Annotated in this window: 17 protein-coding genes, 2 pseudogenes and 1 other annotated feature; of the genes and pseudogenes, 5 read left to right on the plus strand and 14 right to left on the minus strand. The window is 50.9% G+C overall.

The window, feature by feature from the left end; translation table 11 throughout:
* Positions 1-120: 120 nt before the first annotated feature.
* The 8 genes from EUZ85_RS13195 to EUZ85_RS13230 form a co-directional block, all read right to left on the minus strand.
* Positions 121-825, minus strand: a complete 705-nt coding sequence (locus EUZ85_RS13195; protein WP_127969726.1) for an arginyltransferase — start codon at positions 823-825, stop codon at positions 121-123.
* A gap of 2 nt (positions 826-827) precedes the next feature.
* Positions 828-1,532, minus strand: coding sequence for a leucyl/phenylalanyl-tRNA--protein transferase (gene aat, locus EUZ85_RS13200; RefSeq protein ID WP_127969727.1), 705 nt, complete (start codon positions 1,530-1,532; stop codon positions 828-830).
* Between the two features lie 104 nt (positions 1,533-1,636).
* Positions 1,637-2,587: a thioredoxin-disulfide reductase gene (gene trxB / locus EUZ85_RS13205; protein WP_127969728.1), complete on the minus strand. Its 951-nt coding sequence runs from the start codon at positions 2,585-2,587 to the stop codon at positions 1,637-1,639.
* 183 nt (positions 2,588-2,770) lie between these two features.
* Positions 2,771-3,679 carry a MoxR family ATPase gene (locus EUZ85_RS13210; RefSeq protein WP_127969729.1) on the minus strand — a complete coding sequence of 303 codons (909 nt, stop codon included), beginning with the start codon at positions 3,677-3,679 and terminating at the stop codon, positions 2,771-2,773.
* A 132-nt stretch (positions 3,680-3,811) separates the two neighbouring features.
* Positions 3,812-4,714, minus strand: coding sequence for a carbon-nitrogen hydrolase (locus EUZ85_RS13215; RefSeq protein ID WP_127969730.1), 903 nt, complete (start codon positions 4,712-4,714; stop codon positions 3,812-3,814).
* Positions 4,714-5,748 (minus strand): agmatine/peptidylarginine deiminase, encoded by a 1,035-nt coding sequence (locus tag EUZ85_RS13220; protein ID WP_127969731.1) that lies wholly within the window; start codon positions 5,746-5,748, stop codon positions 4,714-4,716. Before EUZ85_RS13220 ends, EUZ85_RS13215 begins: the two co-directional genes overlap by 1 nt.
* 38 nt (positions 5,749-5,786) lie before the next feature.
* Positions 5,787-6,080 carry a hypothetical protein gene (locus tag EUZ85_RS13225; RefSeq protein WP_127969732.1) on the minus strand — a complete coding sequence of 98 codons (294 nt, stop codon included), beginning with the start codon at positions 6,078-6,080 and terminating at the stop codon, positions 5,787-5,789.
* A gap of 132 nt (positions 6,081-6,212) precedes the next feature.
* Entirely contained in the window at positions 6,213-6,824 is a 612-nt protein-coding gene (locus tag EUZ85_RS13230) for a PilZ domain-containing protein (protein WP_127969733.1), read from the minus strand.
* Positions 6,825-7,000: 176 nt separating this feature from the next.
* On the opposite strand from EUZ85_RS13230, the gene EUZ85_RS13235 reads away from it, so the two are divergent.
* Entirely contained in the window at positions 7,001-8,242 is a 1,242-nt protein-coding gene (locus tag EUZ85_RS13235) for a lipoprotein-releasing ABC transporter permease subunit (RefSeq protein WP_127969734.1), read from the plus strand.
* Positions 8,235-8,930 (plus strand): ABC transporter ATP-binding protein, encoded by a 696-nt coding sequence (locus tag EUZ85_RS13240; protein ID WP_127969735.1) that lies wholly within the window; start codon positions 8,235-8,237, stop codon positions 8,928-8,930. The genes EUZ85_RS13235 and EUZ85_RS13240 overlap by 8 nt, the downstream gene beginning before the upstream one ends.
* 100 nt (positions 8,931-9,030) lie before the next feature.
* Here the strand turns inward: EUZ85_RS13240 and tal are convergent, their stop codons facing one another.
* From tal to EUZ85_RS31615, 6 genes and pseudogenes are all read right to left on the minus strand, one after another.
* The gene (gene tal, locus EUZ85_RS13245) at positions 9,031-9,990 is read right to left on the minus strand and encodes a transaldolase (protein WP_127969736.1); all 960 of its coding nucleotides are present in this window, start codon (positions 9,988-9,990) and stop codon (positions 9,031-9,033) included.
* 27 nt (positions 9,991-10,017) lie between these two features.
* Entirely contained in the window at positions 10,018-11,067 is a 1,050-nt protein-coding gene (gene dusA, locus EUZ85_RS13250) for a tRNA dihydrouridine(20/20a) synthase DusA (protein WP_127969737.1), read from the minus strand.
* Positions 11,068-11,317: 250 nt separating this feature from the next.
* Positions 11,318-12,352, minus strand: a complete 1,035-nt coding sequence (locus EUZ85_RS13255; RefSeq protein WP_127969738.1) for an IS630 family transposase — start codon at positions 12,350-12,352, stop codon at positions 11,318-11,320.
* Between the two features lie 34 nt (positions 12,353-12,386).
* Positions 12,387-12,838, minus strand: a pseudogene (locus EUZ85_RS13260) (IS3 family transposase); the annotation flags it as partial.
* Between the two features lie 65 nt (positions 12,839-12,903).
* A complete protein-coding gene (ltrA, locus tag EUZ85_RS13265) occupies positions 12,904-14,160 on the minus strand; it encodes a group II intron reverse transcriptase/maturase (protein WP_127969739.1) in 1,257 nt (418 codons plus the stop codon).
* Between the two features lie 510 nt (positions 14,161-14,670).
* Positions 14,671-15,407, minus strand: a pseudogene (locus tag EUZ85_RS31615) (IS3 family transposase); the annotation flags it as partial.
* Positions 15,013-15,129: a sequence feature (AL1L pseudoknot), on the minus strand. (Overlaps the previous pseudogene by 117 nt.)
* Positions 15,408-15,459: 52 nt before the next feature.
* On the opposite strand from EUZ85_RS31615, the gene EUZ85_RS13280 reads away from it, so the two are divergent.
* The 3 genes from EUZ85_RS13280 (at position 15,460) to EUZ85_RS13290 (ending at position 18,877) form a co-directional block, all read left to right on the plus strand.
* A complete protein-coding gene (locus tag EUZ85_RS13280; RefSeq protein ID WP_127969742.1) occupies positions 15,460-15,630 on the plus strand; it encodes a diguanylate cyclase in 171 nt (56 codons plus the stop codon).
* Between the two features lie 264 nt (positions 15,631-15,894).
* Positions 15,895-18,324 (plus strand): choice-of-anchor L domain-containing protein, encoded by a 2,430-nt coding sequence (locus EUZ85_RS13285; protein WP_127969743.1) that lies wholly within the window; start codon positions 15,895-15,897, stop codon positions 18,322-18,324.
* A 4-nt stretch (positions 18,325-18,328) separates the two neighbouring features.
* The gene (locus tag EUZ85_RS13290; RefSeq protein WP_127969744.1) at positions 18,329-18,877 is read left to right on the plus strand and encodes an outer membrane beta-barrel protein; all 549 of its coding nucleotides are present in this window, start codon (positions 18,329-18,331) and stop codon (positions 18,875-18,877) included.
* Positions 18,878-19,327: the final 450 nt, after the last annotated feature.

The following is a 19,327-nucleotide window of genomic DNA, read 5'->3' on the forward strand; positions in this document are numbered from 1 at the left end:
AACCAAAGTGCAAAAGCCAATTCTTTATTATCTGGATAATCAGCCCGTATTTCGCAAAATTTTCGGGTTGACGCGGGGATAAGGGTGTTATGTAGTCAAGAGGTGTATGAAAGTTGCGCGTTAAATAGTAATCCAGGAATCTCTGACTAACACTTGAATGGGGCGGTAATTTGTTTTGTAGGACATTTTCCGACAGCCTCGTATCCAGTATCCCAGATATAAATAGGGGAGGCGTTGTTCGCGAGCGAACTGGAGTTGCCACAAGATGGCGTAGACGCCAAGGGCGCGTTTATCTTCGTTCGGGTCAAAGAACGTATAGATTGCGGAGAGACCGTCGGTAGTTCTGTCTGTCACAGCGATGGCGAGTAGTTTGTTATCCAGACGGAACTCGATAAACAGGGTTTCTGACCGCGCCTCCAGCAAGAACGACTCATACTGATCCAGCGTAGGGGGATACATATCCCCGTCCTGGTGTCGGGCGCTGATGTAGCGTTGGTAGAGTGCAAAGTGCTCTTGTTCGAACTGGGCGGAACGCAGACGTACCGTCAGGTCTGAGTTGCGCTTCCAGGTGCGTTCCTGGCTGCGTGTACGGTTGAATTCCTCCGTGGGGATGCGTACGGCGATGCAGGCGTTGCAACCATTGCAGCGAGGCTTGTAGTAGTGGTTGCCGCTGCGACGGAAACCCAGTTGCGACAACCGAGTGTACAGGTCCAGGTTGATGTCCGCTTTAGGGTCCACGAACATGGTGGTGGCCAGGCGATCGTCAAGGTAACTGCACGGGTGTTCCGGCGTGGCGTAAAAAACCAGAGTCCTTAAGTTCGACATCGTCAGCAGCCTGTGGGGTCTATCGTCATCTTCCAGGGGTGAGAGAAATCAGCTCGCACCTCTATTTCTAGTATAGATAAAAACTCTTTTCTTGAAATCTGGCAAGCCCCCAAAGAGAGAAGGTGTGGATTGGGTACCTGGCAGTCAATCAATCGATAGCCCCAGGCGTGTAATTGGCGAACCAGAGTGATGAATGCAGCTTTGGAGGCGTTGGTTTCTCTGGAGAACATGGACTCGCCAAAAAAGCAGCGTCCGATGGCGAGGCCATACAATCCGCCAACCAGTTCAGACTCCCGCCATACTTCAATACTGTGAGCGACGCCAATCTGATGGAGATAGCTATACGCCTGAAGCATGTCCGGGGTAATCCAGGTTTCGTTTGAGTAGGACCGCGGCGCGGCGCAGGATCGCACTACCTGGCTGAAATTCTGGTCGAAGCTGTAAGTAAGTCCGCTGTTGCGCAGAAAGCGGCGCATGCTGCGGGATATGTGCAGGTCTTCGTATCGAATGATGCAGCGTGGATCGGGAGACCACCAAAGTATCGGCTGGTCGTCGCTGAACCAGGGAAAAATGCCGTTTTCATACGCCAGACGTAAGCGCGCGGGATGGAGGTCGCCGCCGACGCAGAGCAGGCCATTTGGGTCCTTCAAGGCGCTGTCAGGATGAGGAAACCATAGGTTTTCATCTAACCAGGGTAGGGCGGGCATAGAGATGAGTCTTGCTGGGCTTGTTTTAATACACAATATCGCAGGAAGCGAAAACAAAAACGCCCATTAGGATTAATGGGCGTTCAGGCGCATTCCTGGTGGGATTATTGGTCCAGGAACTTCTCGGCGTCAAGAGCGGCCATGCAGCCAAAGCCCGCCGAAGTTACCGCCTGGCGGTAGATATGGTCGGCAACGTCGCCTGCGGCGAATACGCCGGGCACGCTGGTTTGGGTCGCATTGCCTTCAGAGCCGGAGCGAATTTTGATGTAGCCGTCTTTCATGTCCAGTTGGCCAGCGAAAATATCGGTATTGGGCTTGTGGCCAATAGCGATAAATGCGCCAGTCACTTCCAGTTCCTGAGTGCTGTCGTCTTTGGTGCTACGCAGGCGCAGACCGGTTACGCCGGAGTCGTCGCCCAGGACTTCGTCCAGTGTGTGATCCCAGACAATTTTGATATTGCCGTTTTGCTCTTTTTCGAACAGTTTGTCCTGCAGGATTTTTTCCGCCCGCAACTTGTCGCGGCGGTGCACCAGGGTGACTTCCGCTGCAATGTTGGATAAATAAAGCGCTTCCTCGACGGCAGTGTTGCCGCCGCCGATAACAGCGACTTTCTGCTTGCGGTAAAAGAATCCATCGCAGGTGGCGCAGGCGCTGACGCCTTTGCCTTTGAATGCTTCTTCTGAATCCAGGCCCAGGTATTGCGCGGAGGCGCCGGTGGCGATGATCAGTGCGTCACAGGTGTATTCGCCGTTATCGCCTTTCAGGCGGAATGGGCGTTGGCTCAGGTCTGTTTCGTTGATGTGATCAAAAATGATTTCGGTGTCGAAACGCTCTGCGTGCTTCTGCATGCGCTGCATCAGCTCGGGGCCTTGTACGCCAGCATCGTCGCCGGGCCAGTTATCTACATCGGTGGTGGTGGTCAATTGTCCGCCCATTTGCATGCCGGTGATAATGACCGGATTCAGGTTTGCGCGGGCTGCGTAAACCGCAGCGGTGTAGCCGGCGGGGCCGGAGCCGAGAATAAGTAGTTTGATGTGCCTGGTTTCTTTACTCATTGACGTTCCTTAATGCTGAAATAAAACAATGCCTGGTACGGACCCCTTGCCGCTGTATCCAATGATCCCTGTGGCTGGAAGGCATCAAAAATAATGCGCCTAAAGTACCATATTTGTTTAACTGGATTGATTATATTTGGTTATGGGGCATATAGAGCCACGTAATTATGGGTGAAGCGGTTTTTAGACCACTGTCACTTCTCTCAGAATTTGCGTCGACAATGGATAGTGCTCGGCACGGCTTGAGCCACCGAGCCGGTGCTCGACGACGGCTGGCAGGACGGTCTGAACATCGTCAGGAAGCACGTGCTGGCGCCCCTCCAGCAATGCCCAGCCTTTGGCGGCGCGCAGGAGGGCGATGGCTCCACGGGGTGATATGCCGTCTTTAAAGCCGCTGTGGCTGCGTGTATAGGCGATGATGCGCTGAATATAGTCTATGAGTGGATCAGTGGCTCGCACTTCTAATACTTTTGCCTGCAGATCCGCTAACACGTCCGGCGGCATGACTGGCTGTAGCTTGCTTAGCAGTGAGCGGCGGTCACTGCCTTTCAGTAGCTCACGTTCTGCTTCCGGAGGTGGGTAGCCGAGATGAATGCGCATGAAGAAACGGTCCATTTGCGACTCCGGCAGCAAAAAGGTGCCTGACTGGTCGGATGGATTCTGGGTCGCAATAACGAAGAACGGCTTAGGAAGCGTATAGGTGGTTCCTTCAACGCTGATCTGGCGTTCTTCCATAGCTTCCAGCAAGGCGCTCTGTGCTTTTGGCGTGGCGCGGTTGATTTCGTCGGCCAGTACTAGTTGCGCGAACAATGGGCCTTTGTGAAAAGTGAATTCACTTTTGTTTTTGTCGAACAGGTTGATCCCAATCAGGTCCGAAGGCAGCAGGTCGCTGGTGAACTGTACCCGGTTGTAACTCAGACCCAGCGTTTGCGCCATGGCGTGGGAAAGCGTGGTTTTGCCCATGCCGGGCAGGTCTTCTATCAGCAGGTGCCCCTGGCAAAGGAGGGAGGTGAGTGCGAGTCGGATCTGGTGTTCTTTACCTAAAACGACTTTGCCAATCTGTGCGACGGCCTGTCTGACGGTTTCTGTCATGGTGCGTCCAATCAGTGATTAACGATCATCAGTCGGCTGCGCGCCGTGCTGACTGTTTGAGAATTATAGTCGCGCCAGGATAATTTGGGCGCTAAATAGAGAAGCGGACGTATAGTCCGCTTCTGGCTCTAACTAGTCGATGTAGCGACGTGTCAGGTCTTGATAGGCGTCTACTCTGCGGTCGCGCAGATAAGGCCAGATGCGGCGGACATCATCTGTGCGCTGCAGATCAAGCTCAGCAGCAATAATCTGCACGCTGGAATCATCGGCCTGACGCAGGATTTCGCCCTGTTGGCCAGCGATAAAGCTATTGCCCCAAAACAGGCTGCCGGGAGACTGTTGTGAAGGATCAGCCTCCTGGCCAACTCGGTTGGCGACGATTACCGGCAATCCGTTGGCCACTGCGTGAGCGCGCTGAATGGTGATCCAGGCGTCCAGTTGACGTTTGTGTTCGGCTTGATCGTCACGCACGTCCCAGCCAATAGCGGTTGGGTAGATCAGCATATCCGCGCCAGCCAGGGCCATTAAGCGTGCTGCTTCTGGATACCACTGATCCCAGCACACCAGTACGCCCAGTTTGCCGACAGAGGTCTGGATTGGTTTGAAGCCCGCCTCAGCGCCGGCATCACCAGGCGTGAAGTAAAACTTCTCATAAAAGCCGGGGTCGTCAGGAATGTGCATTTTGCGGTATTTGCCGACCAGCGAGCCGTCTTTCTCCAGCACGACAGCCGTGTTGTGATATAGGCCAGGCGCACGTTTCTCAAACAGGGAACCGACAATCACCACGTTGTGTTTACGTGCGCATTCGGACAGAAACTCTGTGGTCGGTCCGGGAATCGGCTCCGCCAAGTTGAATACGTCCACATCTTCTGTCTGACAGAAGTACAGGGTGGCGTGCAGTTCCTGCAACACAATCAACTCAGCGCCTTGCGCTGCAGCTTGAGCAATCAGCTCCGCCGTCAGCGCCAGACTTTTTTCTTTCTCAGGGAAGCTTTGCTGCTGAAGGGCCGCCACCTGCAAGGTGGTTTTTTTCATCAGATCACTCCATCCGGTAATTGCATGGTGACGCAGTGGAGACTTCCATGCTGTTCAATCAGACTGCGACAGTCAATGGCTTCAATAGTGCGGTCAGGGAAGCATGATTGAATGGCGCTCAACGCCGCCTCGTCCTCAGGGAGATCGTAGACTGGGACCAGGACCGCCTCATTAATAATCAGGAAGTTGGCGTATGTCGCTGGTAGACGATGTCCGTCTTCGTCATAGCAGGCGCGCGCCATGGGAAGTGGAACCAGCTTATAAGGCGCCCCGTCCGCATCGACGAATGACTGCAGTTGCTTTTCCATCGCTGATAATTCCGCATAGTGCTCATCTTCTGTATCCAGGCACTGTACGTAGCAGATGGTGCGTTCGTCGCAGAAGCGGGCGAGCGTATCAATGTGGCTGTCGGTGTCGTCCCCGGCCAAGTAGCCGTGATCCAGCCACAAAGTACGTTGGATGCCCAGATGCTCCGCCATGACGGCTTCCACTTTTTCTTTGGAGGCGTCAGGGTTGCGCGTCGGGGTCAACAGGCACGCAGAGGTGGTTAGCAATGTGCCGCGACCATCTGTTTCGATGGAACCGCCTTCCAAAATGTAAGGAATATGGCGTAAGGCGGCGCCGTCAAACGCGCCCAGCTCATAAAGCGTAGCGGTTATCTGGTCGTCTTTTTCGGAGTCAAACTTGCCGCCCCAGGCGTTAAAGTGGAAATCCAGCAGCACCGGCTCGTCATTGTCATAAATAGTGATAGGCCCGTGGTCCCGGCTCCAGGTGTCGTTCGACGGGGCGCAGAACAGCGCCACTTTTTCAGGAGGCACGCCGTTTTCGTGCAATGCGTCGGCGATCGCCTCCAGGCGTGGAAATGACTGACAATTAATGACCAGATTCTGGTATTTGCATACCGCAATAGCGATATCCAAAAAAGTTCTGTCAACCTCTTCCAGGCGGTCAGCCCAGTCGGTTTGCTCATGAGGCCAAGTCAGCAGAACGGCGCACTGCGGCGCCCATTCAGGAGGCAGGACAATAGTGCTCACTGGTTAATCCATCGTAAACAGTTTAAGGGGCGAGTAGTTTACGGTTTGACAGGCTTAAGTACAGTATGAATTACACGATCGCCCTCAAAATATACGGAATAGTTTCCGTACTCCCATATGGTGATAGGCGGGTCGCCTACCGGGCCTTTAACATGAGAAGGGCTGCCGTAGCGTTTTTCCACCGCGCTCATGGTTTGGCCTGTGCGTGGCGTTTCCATGCTGGCGTTTGATGAGCCTTGTTGCATGATGGGAGTGACTAGCTCATCGGCGTTGGCCAATGGCGCCAGACTGATTAAAGCGACAGCGAATAACTTATTCCAAGAATTTAGCATCGACTTATTCCTAAATTCGTTTCTTTAACATACTAGTCTAGCTGTATTTAGCTGGTTAGACACTTAAAATTTCATACGCAAGTCTTTGTCATTAATTGAGTAATGCTCTTGGATTTGCGTCATGGCGACATCTTATTCCAGTTGGCGCCTGCGTTGCTGTTGCTGGGTTCTCAGAATGTGTCTTGCAACGATTTGTCGCTGTGATTCGCTGAAATTAATGAAATTGACTCGCGTGATAAATCCGTCGCCGTTTTCTTGTTCATGGCTTAGAACGTGCTCTGGATGCTCTTTGACGGACTCGGAGCTGACGACTTCCGCTTCGGTCAGAATGGATATATAGCTGGGCGCCAGCGTCGCCTTAAGAATCAGCTGCTGTCCCGCACGCTCCTGGCGGGGGCTGACAAAGGCCATGCCGCCTTCGCTCAGGTCGATGAACTGCAGTCTATCCTCATTGATGTCCGTCTCCACCAGGGCGAGTGTGCGGGCGATCAAATCGACTTTTTTATTGAGTGCTTTCAGCAGTGCAGCAAGGGAACGGTCCTTTTCCGCGACATGTCCCATCAGCTTGGAGGTCTCCAGATCCAGGCTTTGCAGCTCGCTCAGCATCTCGAAATAGACAGGGTGTCGATAGAATTCCGCCATTGCGTGATTGCTTGCAGTACGTTCCTGATACTCAACCAAAGCCTGGTCATGAATTCGATAATAATCCCTCCGGTTATCTGATGTTGCGTCTGAATCGGACATATTAATAAACCGTAGTAGTGAAACACTTATTAATAGATTATAGTTTTACGCCGCTTAATTTGGGCTAATTAACTTATCAACTTAAGCGGCCAGTCGGACGCTCCCATCCGATCACACTTTCAGGCGGCGATTTAAGCCCGCCAACAAGCCAACCATTAATACCAGGTGCTCTGTGGATGTATAAACCCTTATCTCTATTTATAGGCTTGCGCTATACCTCGGCGAAGCGGGATAACCACTTTATTTCTTTTATCTCCCTGACGTCCATGATTGGGTTGATTCTTGGAGTGCTGGTGCTGATTACCGTCATGTCCGTTATGAATGGCTTTGACCGGGAGTTGCGTCAACGGATATTGGGTATGGTTCCGCACGCGGTGATTAAGAGCCATAACCCTATGAGTAGTTGGGAGGAGGTCAAAGAGTTTGCCCTGCAACATCCCCAGGTGGAGGGCGTTGCGCCATTCGTTTATGCGCAAGGCATGGCCACAGCGGCGGGGAACGTGCATGGAATCATGATCAACGGTATTGATCCAGAGGTGGAGAAAGGTGTTTCCATCGTTCAGAATCACATCATCTCAGGCAGTCTGGATGATTTGAAACCTGGAGAGTTTGGTATTGTTCTTGGCGACATTTTGGCTAGCTATATGCGCGCCAGAGTAGGAGACAAGATTACGGTTATCTTACCGGAAGCTTCGGTAACCCCTGCTGGCGTGTTCCCTAGAATGAAGCGATTTACGGTGAAAGGGATATTCAGTGTAGGTGCGGAGCTGGATAGTACGCTGGCGATTATCAATATTGAAGATGCAGCCAAGATAAAGCGCCTTGGGGATTCTGTTGAGGGTGTGCGACTGAAGCTGAAGAATTTGTTCGATGCTTCAAAAGTGTCCCGCACAATTGTTGCGGAATTAGGGAGTGGGTACTACGCAAGCGACTGGACACGGACGCACGGTAATTTGTTTCAAGCAATCCAAATGGAAAAGACCATGGTTGGATTGCTGTTGATGTTCATCGTTGCAGTGGCGGCCTTTAACATTGTTTCCACTCTGGTAATGGTTGTTACAGACAAGAAAGCGGATATTGCAATCTTGCGTACGATGGGGGCGACACCCGGTAATATTCTGCGCATTTTTATGGTCCAAGGCCTGTTTATAGGGGTTGTGGGAACTGCTCTGGGGGTTCTGTTAGGTTGCCTGTTGGCGGTCAATATCAGTGATATGATCGCCTGGTTTGAGAAGGTGGCGGGTATTCAGTTACTAAGCTCGGATGTGTATTTCATCAGTTACCTTCCATCTGACTTGCAGTGGGGCGATGTTGCGTTGATTAGCGCCGTTACCCTGACTATCAGCTTCGTTGCGACTATGTACCCCGCATGGCGCGCATCCAAAATCGAGCCGGCGGAGGCGTTGAGGTATGAGTAGTCCAGTATTGGAATGCCAATCTGTGCATAAGGTATATGTTCAGGGGAAGGAGTCTATCGAAGTTCTGCGTGGCGTTAATATTTCGCTTTATCCAGAGCAGACCGTGGCTATTGTTGGCGCTTCCGGTTCGGGGAAGTCCACGTTGCTGAATATTATGGGCGCCTTGGATCATCCAAGTTCGGGCTCTATTCGCATCTCGGGACAGGACGTGCATGGCATGGATGAAAAAGCCAAGGCCAAACTGCGTAACGCGCACGTTGGTTTTGTCTATCAGTTTCACCACCTCTTGCCTGAGTTCAGTGCGCTGGAAAACGTCTGCATGCCTTTGTTGCTGAGAGGCGTTGCGGTTAAGGAAGCCAAAAAGGAAGCGGAATACTGGCTGGAGCGTGTGGGGTTGTCGCACCGCCTTAGGCATCGTCCTGGACAGCTGTCTGGTGGCGAGCGCCAGCGAGTAGCGATAGCGCGTGCGCTTTCTCCCAGGCCATCATGCGTTTTGATGGATGAGCCTACAGGTAACCTGGACCCGGAAACTGCGGACTCTGTGCAGGCGTTGTTATGGGATCTGGTGCGTCAGAATCAGACCGCATTTGTGCTGGTGACTCATGATTATGGGCTGGCGGTGCGTATGGATGAACAATACTCCTTAAAAGAAGGCGTACTGGCGAAAGTGGATCGCAACTCTTTGTAGAGTACCCTTTGCGGCGCATGTCGTTGCGGGATTAAAAAAGGCGAGTTCTTTATAGAAGCCCGCCTTTTTTATTGGGGTTACCCTGGAAGCTCTGCCAAGTTTAGCCCATTTTTTTGAGCAGCATCTGCTCTAACTTAACTTGATCTTCGGCGAACTTACGAATGCCTTCGGCCAGTTTTTCGGTCGCCATGGCGTCCTCATTCATCCCCCAGCGGAAAGCGGCTTCGGTAATCGGCGCGTCGCGTTCGGCGCTAGGCTGCTCAGAGGATAGGGCGCGGGTTAATTCGCCGGAGTCAGCTTCCAGGTCATTCAGCAGCTCTGGGCTGATGGTCAGCTTATCGCAGCCTGACAAGGCTTCAATTTGTCCAGCATGACGGAAGCTGGCGCCCATTACGATTGTGTTGTAGCCGCGCGACTTGTAGAACTCGTAAATAGATTTGACTGACATTACGCCAGGATCTTCGTCAACGGAGATTTCGTCTTTGTTCCACTTGGCCTTGTACCAGTCATAGATGCGCCCAACAAAAGGCGATATCAGGAATACGCCAGCTTCGGCGCAAGCAACCGCCTGCGTGAAGGAGAATAGCAGCGTCAGGTTGCAGCGAATGCCCTGCTTTTCCAACACTTCCGCAGCGCGAATACCTTCCCAGGTAGAGGCGATTTTGATCAGTATGCGGTCTTTGCCAACACCCATATCGCTATAAAGCTTGATCAGCTGCTTGGCTTTGTCGATGGTGGCGTCCGTGTCAAAGGACAGGCGAGCGTCGACTTCGGTGGAAATATACCCCGAAATGACTTTTGAAATTTCTTTGCCAATGGATACAGACAAGTAGTCGATAGCATGGGCTACAGCTTCTTGAGGCGCAGCGGCTTGTTGTTTGCCGTAGTTGAGTGCGTCATTAACCAGGCTTTCGTAGACGGGAAGAGATGCGGCCTTCAACAGCAGCGAAGGGTTGGTGGTCGCATCGTCGGGTTTGTGCTTCTTGATTGCTTCGATATCGCCCGTGTCAGCGACAACGGAAGTCATTTGGCGTAATTGCTCGAGCTTGCTTAAAGCCATTGTATTTTTATCCCTGGGTTGGTTCTTTCAGACCGCCTTGGAGGCGGTGTTCAGAGAGTTGGACTGTTTGTAAGAAGATACTATATCTAAAGCGTCTCTAAAAACAGTCGGTGAGGCGGTGCGTTTGATGGCGTTTTCGCTTAAATATCTGCGAAACTGTTTCCCACCTTTTTGGCCATGAAACAAACCCAGCGCGTGTCGCGCCATATGCCAGACCGCATCGCCGTTCTGATAGTTGCGTTCGATATACTCTAAAAACTGATAGCCGATATCCGTAGCGCTGAAGCTCGGCGGCGGAGTGTGAAACAGACGGTGGTCCACATCCGCCAGCATCCATGGGCGCTGATAGGCTTCGCGCCCGATCATTACACCATCGACTTCCTGCAAGTGGCTCTCCGATTCGTCCATGGTTTTGATGCCGCCATTGATGATGATCTCGAGCTCAGGAAATGTCTGCTTGATCATGTATGCGCGCGGATATATCAGCGGTGGAATTTCGCGGTTTTCCTTTGGACTGAGTCCTTTGAGAATCGCCTTGCGCGCATGAATGATAAAGGTGGAGCATCCTGCTGCTTTGACGGTGCGGACAAAATTCAACAAGAACTCTTCGGAGTCCTGATCATCTATGCCTATGCGATGCTTGACCGTCACCGGGATTGAAACAGCGGAGCGCATGGCGGCCACGCATTCCGCCACTCGCTCGGGATAGCCCATCAGGCAGGCGCCGATCATATTGTTCTGTACGCGGTCGCTGGGACATCCCACATTCAGGTTGATTTCATCATAGCCCCAGTCTTCGCAAATCTTGGCGCACTCCTTCAATTCATCAGGATTGCTGCCGCCAAGCTGAACGGCGACAGGATGCTCTTCCGCATTGAAATCCAGGAAACGGTTGCGGTCACCATGTATGATGGCTCCGGTGGTCACCATCTCAGTATATAAATAGGTATGTTTGGAAAGAAGACGGGCGAGGTAACGATAGTGCCTGTCTGTCCAATCCATCATCGGGGCCACGGAAAAGCGGCGAAGCCCTGAAATGCCTGAATCTATTGGCTTGGTGCTTGATTTTGTTGACATACTGCGTTGTATAAAACTGTACTTTCTTGTGCAAAATTAGGCGGTTTTATACAATTGGTGCACCACGCGTGCACCATGATCCACTAAAAATGCACCATGGAAATATAGGAAAGTGCACCAGCAAATGCGGTGCAAAATTCGTCCGGAAGGCAGTATAACATGGCAACCATCATCAAGCGTAAAGCCAAAGACGGCAGTACCCGCTACAGAGTGCAAATTAGATTATTAACCAGGCATCGATATAGGTATTCTATGCCGCATATTTGATGCTTGGGTGGTTAAAGTATTTTTTCACCCTCGAAGGCCTCTTTTGCAACATACACATATGTGATCGAACTTTCTTTTTGAGATCCCCTTTCTCTCGCGCCGGCTTACCACTGTGAACTCCCGCTTTTAAGTCACAATTCAAGTATTCGTCCGGGTTCAATTCCGGGGAATAGGCGGGTAAATAGAACACTTCTATACGATCCTCATTCTCCTCAAGCCAGGCCTTCACAACCTTGGCGTGATGGACTCTCAAATTGTCCAGTATCAGGAAAACCTTGCGTCTGGCGTCTTTGATCAGCCGCTTCATGAACCCTGTCAACCGGTCCGCGTCCATTGTGCCGTCATAGATTTGAAACCGCACTTTGCCCCGGTTGTTGATCGCTGAGATCATATTGGTGGACTCCCGCCTGGCGTTCAGGCGAATCACCGGCGTTTTCCCTTGAGGCGCATAGCCCCGCCCATGCTGGGCGTCGCTTCGCAGCCCTGTCTCGTCTCCCCAATAGATCTCCGCCCCTTCCGCCTTGGCTCGTCCCTTGATGACCGGGTAGTCCTCCTTCAGCCACTTCTCGACTAGAGACGGGTTTTGCTCATACGCTTTTTTCGCCGGTTTCTGTGGCGTGAAACCCCAGGCGACCAGATAATTGCCGACCGTTCGGATCGCCAGCTGTTCTCCCGTCTCCTGCGCAATGAGCTGCTGCACCGCCTTACGGGTCCAAAGCGCATACTCCAGCTTGAGCTGATCCGGGCTGTTATCGGTAATCAAAAGCCTGATTCGGTTCTCCTGGGTTAGCGTCAGTCGCTGTCCTGAACCGGGCTCTCGTCCGCGGGGCTTTGACTTAATCCCGCTAAACCCTTGCGCTTCATAAGCTCTGATCCATTTACCCACCGTCAGGTTATGGACACCGACCTTATCGGCTATTTCGTGATAGCTGTATCCCTGCTTGCGCAGTCGCACGGCTTGTTTTCTTTTTTCTTCCTGCGCGGCGGCAGGTAATGAGCGAGCATCATCTATAATCATGCGGGCATTGTATCATGCTTATATCGGTGCCGGATTAATAATACAGGCTTTCGTACTCGACGGGAGGCACATCGCCTAGCGGCCGCAACAATCGACGATTGTTGAACCACTCCACCCAGGTGAGGGTCGCCTGTTCTATTTCATCCAGCCCTTTCCAGGGCCCATTTTTGTGGATAACCTCCGCTTTGTACAAACCGTTAATGGTTTCCGCTAGAGCGTTGTCGTAGGAGTCTCCTACGCTTCCGACAGAAGCCTTAAACCCCGCCTCAGCCAAGCGTCCGTGTACTTGATCGACAGGTACTGACTGCCGCGATCGCTGTGATGAGTGACCCCCTTGGGTTTTCCCTGCGCCCACAGCGCCTGCTCCAAGGCGTCAAGCACAATATCCGTCTGCAGGCTTTTGAGCGCACGCCAGCCTACGATATAGCGCGAGAAAACGTCCACAACGAACGCCACGTAAACGAAGCCTGACCAGGTGGCAACGTAGGGGTGAGTAGGCCGGCGGACTCTCACCGCCAGCCCCTCGCAGAACCGTACGTGACACTCTCGCGTCATACGGCTCCCATCATTCGGCCTTTTGCTTGGTGACTCCAGTGCGCGAAGGCGTGCGGGTAACGTTGTTTCAGCGTATCAAGGTATCGCCATGCTCTGGTTTTGCGCCTTGCGAAGGATTTGAACTTGCGCATTAGCCACCGAACCAGATATCCATCGGAGCCCTTGCCAACAGCCTCCAGCTTTGAACGATAGAACCGTCCATAGTATTGCCACCACCCTCTCAATGCAGGGTTAAACATACGCGATAAATCCATTAGCGATTTGTCGTTCTTTAACTGCAAGCGCCAACTACGGATTTCCCGCCGCATGTCTTTCAAGGCTGCTGAACTGACTGCCGGTAAGAAGTTGACGTAAACGCGCCGGTATTTATCCACTGCTTTTCGAGGACGAAAACTGTAACCCAGAAAGCTGAACTCAATGCTCTCGTGATTGCTCGTACGATTGACATCCTTGCAATACACAATGCGCGTTTTCCCCGGATGGATCTGCAAGCCACAGTCAACCAATCGCCGACTGACTTGGGCAAGCACCCATTCAGCTTGACGCTGGCTTTTGCAGTGGATCACACCATCATCCGCGTAGCGACACAATCGCACGCTTCGACAGCGCTCTTTGATCCAACGATCTAGTGCGTAGTGCAGAAACAGGTTGGCCAGCACCGGACTGATCACACCTCCTTGAGGGGTACCCCGATCGCGTTGCTGTTCTTGCCCGCCTGGACCTACCATCGGCGCTTTTAACCAGCGCTCAATGTAGAGCGCCACCCAAGGTATCTGACAGTGGCGTCTCACCGCACGCATCAGCAGGTCATGGTCGATATTATCGAACAACCCTTTGATATCAAACTCAATCACCCAGTCATACTCCCAGCATCGCCGCCGCACCGTCGTCAGCGCATCATGCGCTGAACGATTGGGCCTATAGCCGTAGGAGTTTTCATGGAAGATCGGCTCTACCAGGGGTTCAAAAATCTTCTTCAACACTGTCTGCGCGATACGATCCGATACCGTCGGGATACCCAGAACACGCTCGCCGCCGCTCTTCTTTGGGATCGCAACACCCCTGACCGCCGGAGGAAAATAGCTCCCCGACGACAGGCGATTCCAGATCCGATAGAGGTTCGGCCCCAAATGCTGCTCAAACTGCTGCAGCGACTGTCCGTCGACTCCCGCTGCTCCTCTGTTCGCTCTAACATCTTTGAACGCCTCCCAAACTAGAGACTTCTCAATCACAAATGGCTTTGCCTTACTCATCAGCTCATCCTACTCGCGCAGTTGACCAACAAGCTCAGCTGAATGACGCCGCCCCTTCGCTCCACGGCCATTACAGCCCCTTCGATGCTACTACGAGCGGCTCCGCCCCTTGATGACACATCGGTACTATCGGCCTCGCCTTGTGAGCTTGTGCTTTTCCCTTGGCATTGCCATCGAAGGTTCCCGCAGTTCCATGAGAGAGCCCAAAACAGGATCACGCCGCCTCTATGCCGGATACCATGCGGCCCATCAACAGGCGCTGTCCGCACTGATCCCGGAGCAACATCACTCCCCGGTTTTGATATCATCTGAGTCGTTTCGACAATTGAACGGCGGTTCACGGTTGTTCGTCTTCCTGCTTCATACCTGACGCCTAAATCGGCGCCTTTTCCTTATCGCTCACGACCACGGCTTTTGGCCATCGCCGCATAAGGTGGTTTGTCATCAGCACCTGTATGCCGATGACGAGGGGCCACAATCCCTCATCTCTCCCGCAGCTTGCTGCGGCACACTAATATCAGCGACCCACAACTGGTTCGGACGCTCGGCGCTGAAGTTGCGATTAACCAGATCCTGCGGCTTGTCGGCCAGTTCATCGGGAATGGTGGTGCGACAGGACTTACCGCGCCGCACGCCTTTCAGCCCCATTTCCCCCATCAACCGGGCGACAGTACAGCGCGCCACAGTGATATCCTCGCGGTTTAGCTGCTTCCAGATCTTGCGGGCGCCGTAGACCTGTAAGTTCTCCTCGTGCACTCGTGTAATCTCTGGCTTGAGTTCTTCATCCCGCTTTGCGCGATCACAGCGCAGCTCCGGGTTAGCGGCCAGATGTTTTCGGCGGTAGTACGTGGACGGCGCCATCGGCAAGACTTTGCAGATTGACTCGACACCGTGGGCTTCCCGTTCCAGGTCAATGAACTTAACCATTACTTCGGTTTGCGGTCGAGCTCCGCCTGGGCGAAAAAAGCCGCCGCCTTTCGCAGAATCTCATTGGCGCGTTTAAGCTCACGGTTTTCCCGTTCCAGCTCTTTAAGGCGGGCGGCGTCCTCGCTGGTTGTTCCAGGGCGCTTACCTGTATCCACTTCCATTTTGTTGATCCAGGAGCGTAATGTCTCAGGAGTGCAACCAATCTTTGAAGCGACAGACTGTATCGCCGCCCAGCGGGATTTGTGTTCGTGTTCGCCGGTCAACACCATGCGCACAGCGCGTTCACGTACTTCGGGGGAGTATCCAGATCGTTTGTTCATAGACTAATTCTCTCAAGAAGATTAGCCTCCGACAAACCCGGGGCGATTCACCTTGTCTGCTCCATACATATTTGCAAGCGTCGAAGTGCGCACCTCCCCCAGTATCGGCATCGCCATCTATCCTGATGATGTCTCCGGTGAGCCCCAACTGCTTTCCTGCGCGGATGAGGCCATGTACGAAGCCAAAAAAAAGCGGCCCTGGACAGTATCGGTATTACGCTGAAATAAGCTCACGCGAAGCCTAAAGATAACCGCTACATCAGCTTGGAGCTCCTTCAACTTGGTTGGTTGCGTCAAGTGGCTTCAAGTTTGACTTCTAAAAGCTACTGTCTATTTTTTAGACTGAATCTTCTGGAAATCAAAGTATAAGTGAAAATATGTAACTTCTTGTATTACAATAAAATGCTAAAAAGGACTAGGGTCATTTCTCTAGCCTGAAAGGTAGAGATGTGCTCAGTGACATAGGGCTTAATTTAGGCGTGATGAAATGAAAACAATATATGCTTACCTGACATACCCCGTGCTTATATGTGGGGGGGTAGTGGCTGATACGGCCTTTTCCGCGGATATCACCTCAAATGTATCAACAGAGCAAATTGTGAATGCTCTAGGTATACCAGCAAGCCAGGTTATTTCTATTTCGACCAATGGGACAGAGGGCACTGCAATTGGGGTGGCGGATACTTCAATATTGGGGATTATTGAAGACCCTAAATCTGGTAATAATCTAAATTTATTGCTTAGTAATAGTTACCCAACTGAGGGACGCACATTTTTGGTTATTTCTACGGGGTGGGCGGAGAGTGCAGGCAACGCAAACGATAGCGGAAAATTGTCCGGTTCTCTTGGGGGGTTAAACACGCCAGGAGAGAACGGAGGGGAGGATATGGCCCAGATTGAGATGGTCCTAAAGGCCCCAAATGAAGCGAGATGCGCAAGCTTTGACTTTTCTTTTTTTTCTGATGAGTACAATGAGTTTATAGGCTCAAACTATAATGACACTTTTCTAATAGAAAAGGATGCATCACAATTTAGTATCAATATTGTTGGTGGTGTCTATAGTGTTTCTGCACCTAATAATTTTGCCTTTGACACATCTGGGCAAGTTATATCAGTTAACTCCGCATTTGATACTGTTTGTAGCACATCGGCTAGTACCCCTGACAACTGTTCCACCGGAACCACCTACGACAATGCAACAATAAAACTACGAGCCTCTACACCCGTTACAGGCGGCGAAGAAGTTCGTTTCATTATCAGCATTATGGACCTAGGGGACTCATTGTTTGACTCCACAGCATTTATTGATAAATTCCTGTGGAGGAAGGAAGACTGTGCTAGTGGCGCACAACAAATTGATGATGCAGACAGCGATGGCCTCCTTGATGAGTGGGAGCTAAATGGCGTTACAGTTGCTCTGCCTGGTGGTGGGTCTGAGTTTGTCGATCTACCGGCAATGGGGGCAGACCCTAATGTTAAAGATCTATTTATTGAACTGGATTGGATGAAAGAAGTAGGGTTTATTAATTACCAGCCTCAATCAGAGGTTTTGGCGAAGGTGATTGCGGCCTATAAAGAAATTGGTGTGAATGTTCATATAGACGCAGGCCCTGCTTCAATTATGGACCCCAATACAAACCGAACTTGGGAAGCCGCTGGTATAACCTCGAAAAGCAACAGCATTCCATTAGTGAGTGTATTAGGGGACAGATCTGGTGACTCATATGTGTGGACTGCTTTTGATGAAATAAAGTCGGGAAATTTTTCGACAGCGCGTAGAAACATTTTTCATTATGGAGTTATTGGTCATCGCTCGCCTTTTGACGGGATCTCGGCAATTTCAAGAAGCTTAAATTCTAGTGATTTTTTCATTCCCTTAGGAGACTTTCTGGGAACAATAAATGAGCAGGCAGGAAGCATCCTTAAAGCTACTGGGCAAAATTTAGCTCTCAGAGAAGGAGGGAGGGATAATGAAAAGTATAAGCCCCACTACCTTAGCATAATGAATCCGCTCTACTCTCTAGATGGCGTTATATTGGATGGTGTAGATGGTCATATGAGCTTTTCTAATATCTCTATGTTACCTCTTGATGAGTCAAAAATCGCAGAAACTACAGGTCTTCCTAATGCTGACGGTCTCGATGACTTTGATAAGATAATTGGCGTCAAACGTTTTTGCGGTGAAGAGATTGTTATAACTGAAGATGCTAGTACTTCCATTGATTGGAATTGCAATGAGAGCCTGGAAGAGGTCACTAGCGCGGATATTAACGGTTCGGCAGCGGCGACAGACGTATTAGGGTCATACTCAGATCTTGAGGCTATGCGCTTTGCAGGTGGATTAATAGGAGAGTCTAATAGCATTATTGAATTGCCTCGGGAGACTTTGGTCGCTGAATTTTCTCAAGGCTCTCCTATTTCATCACTGATTCCGAGCCTGTATGAAGTCAGCGTCATAATGCAAAGCTCAAAAGGGATTTCTGGCGGCTACTCCCAAAAGGCGCTGATACGAAATAGAGGAACAAAGGATGAAACTTTCTCGTTGGTGGCGACAAGTGAATTGGGGTGGGCTGACTTTAGCGCTCTGCCTGCAAGTTATACGATCGCTGCCGGAGAACGGGTTGAATTCGAGTTCCCTGTTACGATTCCTTTTGAGACAACACAAACAGATATAATTAAGCTTGTAGTTGCTAGTAATACTCATAGCTCAATTAATGATATCGCAACTGTTGAAGTATCTTCAGAGGCCGCTACTGCAAGTGCTGGAGCAGGATTCTTAACAATCCTGTACGAAGATGGTAATCCATTTAAAGCATCTGGTGGTGCTTCAGATAAAATATTTTTCGCTATCCTTATGTTAACGATCGTTGGACGACTGGCTGGCGCAAATTCTAGAAAGAAAATTTGGAGGAAGTAATATTATGAGCCGGATGCACTATGCGTCACTGGGATGTCTTTTATTAACTGCGTCATTTAATGCGCATGCCGACTTTTATGTGAGTGGTGTAATCTCCTATGCGGACTTGGCCACAAAGGATTATGATGTTCCTGATGGTGGTGAATATGATAGTTCGGTGGCCGGCTATGGCGCTGTTGGGTATTTGACTGACGATATATTGTTTGAAGCAGGATATTTGTTTATAGATGACTTTGAATTCCAGTCTGATGCTTTGCCAAATACGTCTTTCTCTATTTCTGGGCCGCATGCAGCCATAGGGGCGCAAAGATACCTGACTGACTCCCTTGCTCTTGAGTTTAGAGTGGGGGCATGGTTTTGGGAGGCTGATGGTGTATATAATAATATAGATGTTGGAGGGTTGGATCATGATGTATCCGCTACATTTATGGCGGATTTACGCTGGTCTTTAAGTAATAATATACATCTCTATACTGAGTACACTCACATACTTGATGGCCTGGAAGGAAGCTCCATAAATATGCTGGGCGCCGGCCTGAGATTTACATTCTGATATGAGTTGACCGTAGCCAACTACTCCTCATACTAAGTAGTTGGTTACTCTATCGACGCTTCGTGTTTTGAAACGTATATCCGATCCATAGTCGGTCATTAATTCTGCTTGGCGCATCTTTGTTCTTTGGGCCGTTCACGCTAACTTTTTTATATATTAATCGCTTGTAAATTAAATCCCAACAACTCAATATCATCTGGAATTTGCCGTCATCTCTGCGTGACCCAATCAAAGTGAAGTGACCGCCACTGCGAGCTCTTTACTGTGTTGTCGAGTGTAGATACAGGTGGAGGCTATTCTAATGAAAACAGCTGTTAGCGCTGTGTCTGTTACGTCGGTAGCACCAGGAAACGTGGGTGAAGCGTTGGGCGAACTTAGCGCTATGATGTAGCTGAAAAGTAATTGATTGACAGTTTAGATGTACGCAGGTAAGTGTATAACAAGCGCAAT

Origin of the sequence: Hahella sp. KA22 (assembly GCF_004135205.1) — a bacterium.
Classification (GTDB): Bacteria; Pseudomonadota; Gammaproteobacteria; order Pseudomonadales; family Oleiphilaceae; genus Hahella.

Coding starts and splice junctions, on each gene's coding strand:
- aat (WP_127969727.1), bottom strand. CDS start 1,532: ATGCCCGCCCTACCCTGGTTAGATGAAAACCTATGGTTTCCTCATCCT.
- ltrA (WP_127969739.1), bottom strand. CDS start 14,160: ATGAGTAAGGCAAAGCCATTTGTGATTGAGAAGTCTCTAGTTTGGGAG.
- EUZ85_RS13240 (WP_127969735.1), top strand. CDS start 8,235: ATGAGTAGTCCAGTATTGGAATGCCAATCTGTGCATAAGGTATATGTT.
- trxB (WP_127969728.1), bottom strand. CDS start 2,587: ATGAGTAAAGAAACCAGGCACATCAAACTACTTATTCTCGGCTCCGGC.
- tal (WP_127969736.1), bottom strand. CDS start 9,990: ATGGCTTTAAGCAAGCTCGAGCAATTACGCCAAATGACTTCCGTTGTC.
- EUZ85_RS13195 (WP_127969726.1), bottom strand. CDS start 825: ATGTCGAACTTAAGGACTCTGGTTTTTTACGCCACGCCGGAACACCCG.
- EUZ85_RS13235 (WP_127969734.1), top strand. CDS start 7,001: ATGTATAAACCCTTATCTCTATTTATAGGCTTGCGCTATACCTCGGCG.
- EUZ85_RS13285 (WP_127969743.1), top strand. CDS start 15,895: ATGAAAACAATATATGCTTACCTGACATACCCCGTGCTTATATGTGGG.
- EUZ85_RS13225 (WP_127969732.1), bottom strand. CDS start 6,080: ATGCTAAATTCTTGGAATAAGTTATTCGCTGTCGCTTTAATCAGTCTG.
- EUZ85_RS13215 (WP_127969730.1), bottom strand. CDS start 4,714: ATGAAAAAAACCACCTTGCAGGTGGCGGCCCTTCAGCAGCAAAGCTTC.
- EUZ85_RS13255 (WP_127969738.1), bottom strand. CDS start 12,352: ATGATTATAGATGATGCTCGCTCATTACCTGCCGCCGCGCAGGAAGAA.
- EUZ85_RS13290 (WP_127969744.1), top strand. CDS start 18,329: ATGAGCCGGATGCACTATGCGTCACTGGGATGTCTTTTATTAACTGCG.
- EUZ85_RS13230 (WP_127969733.1), bottom strand. CDS start 6,824: ATGTCCGATTCAGACGCAACATCAGATAACCGGAGGGATTATTATCGA.
- EUZ85_RS13210 (WP_127969729.1), bottom strand. CDS start 3,679: ATGACAGAAACCGTCAGACAGGCCGTCGCACAGATTGGCAAAGTCGTT.
- dusA (WP_127969737.1), bottom strand. CDS start 11,067: ATGTCAACAAAATCAAGCACCAAGCCAATAGATTCAGGCATTTCAGGG.